The organism is Fischerella sp. (assembly GCF_013388695.1).
GTDB lineage: Bacteria > Cyanobacteriota > Cyanobacteriia > Cyanobacteriales > Nostocaceae > PCC9605.
In genome coordinates this window covers 20,744-29,015 of sequence record NZ_JACAEU010000010.1, presented here as the reverse complement: position 1 = coordinate 29,015, position 8,272 = coordinate 20,744, and the positions used below count along the sequence as shown (strand labels likewise).

Annotated in this window: 5 protein-coding genes; 4 read left to right on the top strand and 1 reads right to left on the bottom strand. The window is 45.4% G+C overall.

What is annotated here, in order from left to right; genetic code table 11:
• Positions 1–120 precede the first annotated feature (120 nt).
• Positions 121–1,401 (bottom strand): phosphopyruvate hydratase, encoded by a 1,281-nt coding sequence (gene eno / locus HXY43_RS01540; protein ID WP_290879075.1) that lies wholly within the window; start codon positions 1,399–1,401, stop codon positions 121–123.
• Positions 1,402–2,211: 810 nt separating this feature from the next.
• Between eno and HXY43_RS01535 the strand changes: the two genes are divergently transcribed.
• The 4 genes from HXY43_RS01535 to clpB all read left to right on the top strand — a co-directional run bounded on the left by HXY43_RS01535 (position 2,212) and on the right by clpB (position 8,109).
• Positions 2,212–2,838, top strand: coding sequence for a 4Fe-4S single cluster domain-containing protein (locus tag HXY43_RS01535; protein ID WP_290879072.1), 627 nt, complete (start codon positions 2,212–2,214; stop codon positions 2,836–2,838).
• A 225-nt stretch (positions 2,839–3,063) separates the two neighbouring features.
• On the top strand, positions 3,064–3,495 hold the full coding sequence (gene gloA / locus HXY43_RS01530; protein WP_290879069.1) for a lactoylglutathione lyase: 432 nt from the start codon (positions 3,064–3,066) through the stop codon (positions 3,493–3,495).
• 28 nt (positions 3,496–3,523) lie between these two features.
• Positions 3,524–5,236, top strand: a complete 1,713-nt coding sequence (locus tag HXY43_RS01525) for an iron uptake porin (RefSeq protein ID WP_290879077.1) — start codon at positions 3,524–3,526, stop codon at positions 5,234–5,236.
• 203 nt (positions 5,237–5,439) lie between these two features.
• A complete protein-coding gene (gene clpB / locus HXY43_RS01520; RefSeq protein ID WP_290879067.1) occupies positions 5,440–8,109 on the top strand; it encodes an ATP-dependent chaperone ClpB in 2,670 nt (889 codons plus the stop codon).
• Positions 8,110–8,272 lie beyond the last annotated feature (163 nt).

Genomic DNA, 8,272 nt, shown 5'->3' with positions numbered 1-8,272 from the left:
CTTGCTCTTTAGTCAGAAATACCCTTAAACGGCTACCCATATCGCTGTTACCTTTGTAGACGCATTCTATGTATTTACTTATCTTTACATAGTTTGGTTTTTTCACCTCGTTCTACTTAACTACTTTGGCCCCATTCCCACAGCACCAGCATAAACGGCGCGATCGCCCAGTTCATCTTCAATTCGCAGCAAGCGGTTGTATTTTGCCACCCGTTCGCTGCGGCAGAGAGAGCCAGTTTTGATTTGACCTGCACGGGTGGCGACGGCGAGATCGGCGATCGTCGTGTCTTCTGTTTCGCCAGAACGATGACTGATCACCGACCGGAAACAGTTGCGAGTCGCTAAATCAATCGTTTCCAAGGTTTCGGTTAGCGAACCAATTTGATTGAGTTTAATCAAAATTGCGTTACCAGCTTTGAGGTCAATGCCCTTTTGCAAGCGGGTGGCGTTGGTGACAAACAAATCATCGCCTACCAACTGTACGCGATCGCCCAATTTTTGAGTGAGTAACTGCCAATTCTGCCAGTCTTCTTCGTGCAAGCCGTCTTCAATCGAGACAATGGGGTATTGGTTAACTAATTGGGCGAGATAGTCAACAAACTCAGCGGGAGAGTGAGGCTTACCATCGTAGACATACTGCCCATCTTTGTAAAACTCACTGGCGGCAACATCCAACGCCAAAGCCACTTGTTCTCCTGGTTTGTACCCAGCTTTTTCAATAGCAGCAACTAGCAATTCTAAAGCCACTTGATTTGACTCCAGATTAGGTGCAAAACCACCCTCATCCCCCACACCAGTCAGTAAACCCTTTTCATCCAAAACCTGGCTGAGAGTGGCAAATACCTCCGCACCCCATCGCAAAGCTTCCCGAAAAGAAAAAGCCCCGATGGGGACAATCATAAACTCTTGAAAATCGACATTGTTTGCTGCATGGGCACCGCCGTTAATCACATTCATCAACGGTACAGGCAATAAATTCGCTAAAGGCCCACCCAAATAGCGATACAAGGGAATATCTAAAGACTCAGCACCAGCTTTAGCTGCTGCTAGGGAAACTGCCAAAATCGCATTAGCACCCAGATGGGATTTGTTCTGAGAACCATCTAGGGTAATCATCGTGCGATCTAGGAGTTCCTGATTCAGGGCGTCCATTTGTAATAATTTTGGAGTAATTATCTCCTTGACATTTTGCACTGCCTTAAGTACACCTTTACCCCCGTAACGGCTTTTGTCCTTATCCCGGAGTTCGTGGGCTTCAAAAGTACCAGTAGACGCACCACTAGGAACCTGTGCCAGTCCTGTTACACCGTTGACCAAATGCACTTCTGCTTCTACTGTTGGTCTGCCCCGTGAGTCAAGAATTTCACGGGCAACAATTGCTTCAATGACAGTATCAATCATCTATGTTTTTGTCCTTTTTTTGAGTGCGTTCTTACCGCTAAACACAAACAATTCAGTGGTTGACCCGACGATCTAGCATAGGCTGTAGAGGGGATGGTTGAGGCAGAGATTAAGGAAGATTTTTACTCTAGGCGCTAGGGAGTTATTGGTTTTTGATCGCTAACTACTAATACCAATTATCTGTAACAATGCACTATTTATATAGCCCAAGCCCTAGAAGGGTTGGGCTATAAGAACTAAGCCCGCCTGCGCGGGCTATATTCAGAACATATTCGATAGATAAAGGGTACAACCACTAACTACTAACCACTAACTAGCCCCTAACCTCTCAGTTTCTGTCTATCAAACCACAGATAAACACAGACGCACACCGATAAATTAGGGATGAGTTATTTGTTTTTTGTTGGTAGTGAGCCAGCGCGCACTTATAGGGGGTCTCCCCCACCCCGCAGCCCCCCATGTAGACGCCCCTTGTGGGCGGCTTCTCGGAGAGTACCCGGAGGGCTTCGGTGCAGGGTACGACTGGCGTATACGCGCGCAGCGCGGTGAGACCAGCCCCCCAGAAGGCTTCTGCCTTTAGGGGGGACTGGCGAACCCGAAGGGCTTCTCGTAGAGTACCCGAAGGATTGGTTGGTACTTAACAACTAACAACAGTTACACCCAGTCCTTCACGAGTTCCTCATCTTTTACCTCTAACCTGCAAATAGTACTCTGTCAACCGCAATTGAAAGTTTGCAAATATTTAAAGCAATCACTTTGAGTATTTTCCCCACACAGACTAGTTATTTTATCCATTACAGAGAGAAAAACATGACCCAAAATAAAACCGACTCATACATGAAACTGATGCAGATTCCCGCCGGTTATCTCAACATTATGGGCTATGTGGATGAATCTGAGGTGAATGGCCCTGGATGTCGTGCTGTAGTCTGGGTACAGGGATGCTTGCGGGAATGTCCAGGCTGCTTTAATACAGAATCTTGGTCATTTGAGATTAATCAACTAGTATCTGTTGATAGTCTTGCCGAAAAAATTCTCAGCAATCCTCGCAATCAAGGGGTGACTTTTTCTGGTGGCGAACCCTTTTGGCAAGCACCTGCACTGGCAAGCCTGGCCCGCAAAGTCAAAGCAGCTGGACTAAATGTGATGTCATTTAGTGGTTTTACTTTAGAGCAATTGCAATCTGAGTATGCTCCAGCTGGTTCTAAAGATTTATTAGAGCAGTTAGATATCCTGATTGATGGTCCCTACATCCAATCGCTAGCGATTAACTCTCCCGACTCTCCTGTCTCGTCCAGCAATCAACGAGTTCACGTCTTTAATCCAGCCTTAAAAGACCAAATTTCCTGGGCAAGCGACCAGATAGAGATTCATATTTTTAAAGATGGTAGCCGACTGATCACTGGCTATCGAGGAAGGCTTGAACTGGGAGAATGAGGAGGGGGAGATGGGGAGATGGGGAATTGGGAATTGGGCCGAAGTGAATTGGGCCGAAGTGAATTGGGATTTAACGTTATCTTTGCCCCATGCCCCTTGCCCCTTGCCCACTAACTACTAACTACTAACCACTAACCACTAACTACTAACTACTAACCACTAACCACTTGCAGATTAAAATATCAACTGAATCATCACAAAAAATTACTGCAACCGGAGATAGTTATGCGACTCCTACACACAATGCTGCGTGTTGGCAATTTGGAAGAATCGCTGAGGTTCTACTGTAATGTTTTGGGGATGAAGCTACTACGGCGAAAAGATTATCCAGGGGGAGAATTTACTCTTGCTTTTATTGGTTATGGTGACGAAAGCGACAATACCGTCATTGAACTCACTTATAACTGGGGTGTGGAAAAATATGATTTAGGCAACGCTTACGGCCATATCGCCATTGGAGTCGATGATATTTATGCTACCTGTGATGAAATCAAAAAACGTGGTGGTCAGGTGGTGCGGGAACCAGGACCAATGAAACATGGTTCTACAGTAATTGCTTTTGTAGAAGACCCAGATGGGTATAAAGTAGAACTTATTGGGCTGGGTACTCAAGGTTCTGCTGTGAAACAGGAAGAACAAAAACTTGTGGCTCAGTAATTCTGAGGCAGAATCGCGGGAGATACAATTGAGCGTCAAGCAATGCCGACAGCAAAGGATTTGTTCGCCAAAATTCCTAGCGGGGAGTTTAGTCGGTTGGGGCGTTTTCAGCCAAACGTGCTTACCTTCAAGAGCAGATTCTTTGCTACCTCAACAGTTGCCAGAAACTAACAGTTCTGACTCAAGCGTACAAGCAGTTATCCCAGTGGTTGATGCAGCCACCCAGATAGAAGTATCGCCTCCAGAAACCGATACTACTTTTTCGCAAACTGAGTTCTCACCGACTGCAAACTCTGAGTCATTAGCAAAAAATGAGTTGGGTAATCTTGACATCGATTCTGATTTATTAACACAGCAAACTTCGGTTTCGCAGTTGTCTGATGTCATGCCCACAGACTGGGCTTATCAGGCATTGCGATCGCTCATGGAAAAATATGGTGTCATCTCTGGCTATGCAGATGGCACCTTTCGTGGTAATCGTCCCATCAGCCGTTACGAGTTTGCCGCAGCTCTTGCTGCTACCCTAGATAAAGTAGAGAGTTTGATTGGTGATACTTTGGGCGATCGCTATATCCAAGAAGACATGATTGTCTTACGGCGGTTGCAAAAAGAATTTCGTTCGGCTTTGGATGACTTGCAGCAGCGTGTTGATGGCTTAGAAGCACGCAGCAGCGAACTACAGGCACATCAATTTTCTACTACTACGAAACTGCATGGCGAAGCAATTATTGCCCTCACCGATGGTACTGATGCAAATAAGACTGTTGTTTCCCGTTCGCGATTAACTTTTTCTACTAGCTTCAGTCAAAAAGATTTACTAGTAACTCAGCTAGAAGCTGGTAACAATGGTGGTGATGCGATTGGTTTGGCGCAAAAAGAAGAGGACAACCTGCTGGGAACTAGTGGTATCATTGCCAATGGCGGTGGGCTTGATTACGCGGAAGTAGAATCTGATGTCAAGCTGAGACGCTTACACTACACCTTTCGTCCTTCCCAAGATTTGGCAGTCACGGTTGGTGCGAAAATGTCACCGCGAGATTTTATTGACCGTAACAAGTATGCCAATAACGAGGCAGTTGATTTTAGTTCTAGCTTTTTCTTGAATAATCCCCTGATTGTCCAAAACCAAATTGACCGCAATGGAGGTGCAGGTGCTGCTGTTCAGTGGAACCCAGGTGACGGTCAATTCACCGTGCGATCGCTCTATATCGCCGCCGATGCCAATCAACCAAATTCTAGCAGCACCGAAGGCGGTTTCTTTGGCGATCGCTATCAAGCAAGTGTGGAAGCTGAATACTCGCCTAGCGACAAGCTAGCATTAAGACTGCAATATACAAATGCTCTCATTAATAATACTGACATTAACGCCTTTGGTTTTAATGCTGAGTATACCTTCAATCGCAATACAGGGATTTTTGGGCGTGTCGGATTTGGTAATTACAATGGAAACAATACAGCTATTAATGAAGATTTAGATTTACATCCGGTTACTTGGGCGGTGGGTGTAGGTTTTCGTAATCTTCTGCTTCCCGGTACTGTTGCGGGTGTTGCCATTGGTCAGCCTTTTGTCAGCGAAGATTTAGGTAATGCCACCCAGACTAATTTTGAAGCATTCTACAATTTACAAATCAGCGACAACCTTAGTGTTACCCCCACATTCTCACTAGTAACAAACGCGGATAACGATAGTTCCAATGGCACTCTTTGGCAAACCACCCTCAGAACAGTATTTTCGTTTTAAATTGGGGATGGGGATTGTCTATTGTTAGTAGTTAGTGGTTAGTGGTCAACAATTAACTACTAACTACTATCCACTAACCACTATCCATCTCAAATTGCAACCGTAGATACAAGCAGATGCAGCAAAATGATGCTTGGATAGTAATTTGGAGCAAGCATGTCCATACTTTAAGATCCAAAATCTAAAATCTAAAATCGTTAAAGATGCAGCCTACAGATCCGGATAAATTTACAGATAAAGCCTGGGAAGGGATTGTCAAATCTCAGGATATAGTGCGTGCCTATCAACAACAACAATTAGAAGTTGAACATTTAATACTAGCTCTATTACAACAAGAAAACGGCTTAGCAGCACGTATCCTCAACCGTGCTGGTGTAGATGCTAACCGTCTGCAACAACAGCTAGAAGATTTTACCCGTCGTCAGCCTAAAGTTGGGAGAGCCGATCAACTTTACTTAGGTCGCTATTTAGATGCGCTGCTAGACTTAGCTGATGAAGCGAGAGTCAGGATGAAAGACTCATATGTTTCTGTGGAACATATACTTCTCGCCTTTGTAGAGGATGAACGCATCGGACGGCGGATGCTCAAAAGCTTTAACCTAGACACTGCCAAGTTGGAGGCTACTATTAAAGCAATTCGCGGTAGTCAAAAAGTCACCGACCAAAATCCAGAGTCTCGCTATGAAGCTTTGCAAAAATTTGGTAGAGACTTGACAGAACAGGCAAAAGCTGGAAAGCTTGACCCCGTCATTGGCCGGGATGACGAAATCCGTCGGGTAATTCAGGTATTATCTCGTCGTAGCAAGAACAACCCAGTTTTGATTGGTGAACCGGGGGTAGGTAAAACAGCGATCGCTGAAGCTTTGGCACAGCGGATCGTTAATGGCGACGTACCCGAATCTTTGAAAAATCGCCAACTCATCGCCCTTGATATGGGCAGTTTGATTGCTGGAGCAAAATACCGAGGTGAATTTGAAGACCGCCTTAAATCAGTTTTAAAGGAAGTTACGGAATCCAACGGTCAAATAGTCCTGTTTATTGACGAACTGCACACAGTCGTTGGTGCTGGTTCCGGTCAACAAGGCTCAATGGATGCCGGGAATTTGCTCAAACCCATGCTGGCGCGGGGAGAACTGCGCTGTATTGGTGCCAGTACCTTAGATGAGTACCGCAAATACATCGAAAAAGACGCGGCATTAGAACGGCGTTTTCAGCAGGTATATGTAGATCAACCCAGCATAGAAAATACGATTTCTATTCTGCGGGGGCTGAAAGAACGTTATGAAGTGCATCACAACGTCAAAATATCGGATTCGGCGTTAGTAGCAGCTGCTACTTTGTCGGCAAGATACATTAATGACCGCTTCTTGCCAGACAAAGCCATTGACTTAGTGGATGAAGCAGCAGCCCAGTTGAAAATGGAGATTACCTCTAAACCAACAGAATTGGAAACAATTGACCGCCGTTTAATGCAGCTAGAAATGGAAAAGCTGTCTTTGGCTGGAGAAGAAAAAGCCACAGTCCAAACAAAAGAGCGTTTAGAGCGAATTGAGCGAGAAATAGCCAATTTAACAGAGAAACAACAAGAATTGAATGGGCAGTGGCAAGGTGAAAAGCAGTTATTAGAGGCAATTAGCGCCTTGAAGCAAGAAGAAGAAAAGCTGCGGGTGCAGATTGAACAGGCAGAACGTGCTTACGACTTAAATAAAGCTGCCCAGTTGAAGTATGGCAAATTAGAGGGAGTGCAGCGCGATCGCGAAGTAAAAGAAGCTGAGTTACTGAAAATTCAGGCTGAAGGCACAACCTTGTTGCGGGAACAAGTCACTGAAGCCGATATTGCTGAAATCGTCGCCAAATGGACGGGAATTCCTGTAAATCGCCTGTTAGAGTCGGAACGGCAGAAATTGTTGCAACTCGAAAATCACTTGCACGAACGAGTCATTGGGCAACAAGAAGCTGTATCAGCAGTTGCAGCGGCAATTCGTCGCGCCCGTGCTGGTATGAAAGATCCTGGCCGTCCGATCGGCTCATTTCTGTTCATGGGGCCGACAGGTGTCGGTAAAACAGAACTCGCTCGTGCATTAGCGCAGTTTCTCTTTGATTCGGATGACGCCCTCGTACGTTTGGATATGTCCGAGTATATGGAAAAACACTCGGTCTCACGCTTAGTGGGAGCGCCACCAGGATACGTTGGCTACGAAGAAGGCGGTCAACTTTCCGAAGCAATTCGCCGCCGCCCTTACTCAGTGGTGCTGTTGGATGAAGTTGAAAAAGCTCACCCAGATGTGTTTAATATTTTGTTGCAGGTGCTAGATGACGGTAGAATTACGGATAGTCAGGGGCGAACCGTTGATTTCCGCAATACTGTCATTGTCATGACCAGTAACATAGGTAGCGAACACATCTTGGATATATCTGGGGATGACTCCCAGTATGAGAAAATGCGGAACCGCGTCATGGATGCTTTGCGATCGCACTTCCGCCCCGAATTTCTCAACCGCGTTGACGACTTGATTATTTTCCATCCCCTCAGTCGCAGCGAAATGCGGCAAATTGTTCGCATTCAACTCAAGCGGGTTGAAAATCTACTTGCAGACCAAAAAATCTCTTTGGAGATATCTTCTGCTGCTTGCGATTACCTCACAGAAGTGGGTTATGACCCAGTTTACGGCGCACGCCCCATCAAACGGGCAATTCAAAGAGAAGTGGAAAATGCGATCGCTACTAAAATCCTGGAGAATACCTTTATTGCTGGTGACACGGTTGCGATCAACAAGGGAGATAACGGGCTAACCTTTACTAAAAAAAAGGTAGTAACAGTACCAGCACCACAAAGTAAAACCTACATACTGGAGGCCTCTAGCGAAGTTTGAAACCAGCAAGACGCACTAAGGTGCGTCTTTACTATATACTCAATATCGTTTCAGCAGTAAGTTTGCATATCATATAAGTTCTGAAACTGTTACTTTAGCTGATTTTCCGGGCAACCTGTGATTGTAGACCCAATTCATTTTGACAATACGTCAAGCTAAATAG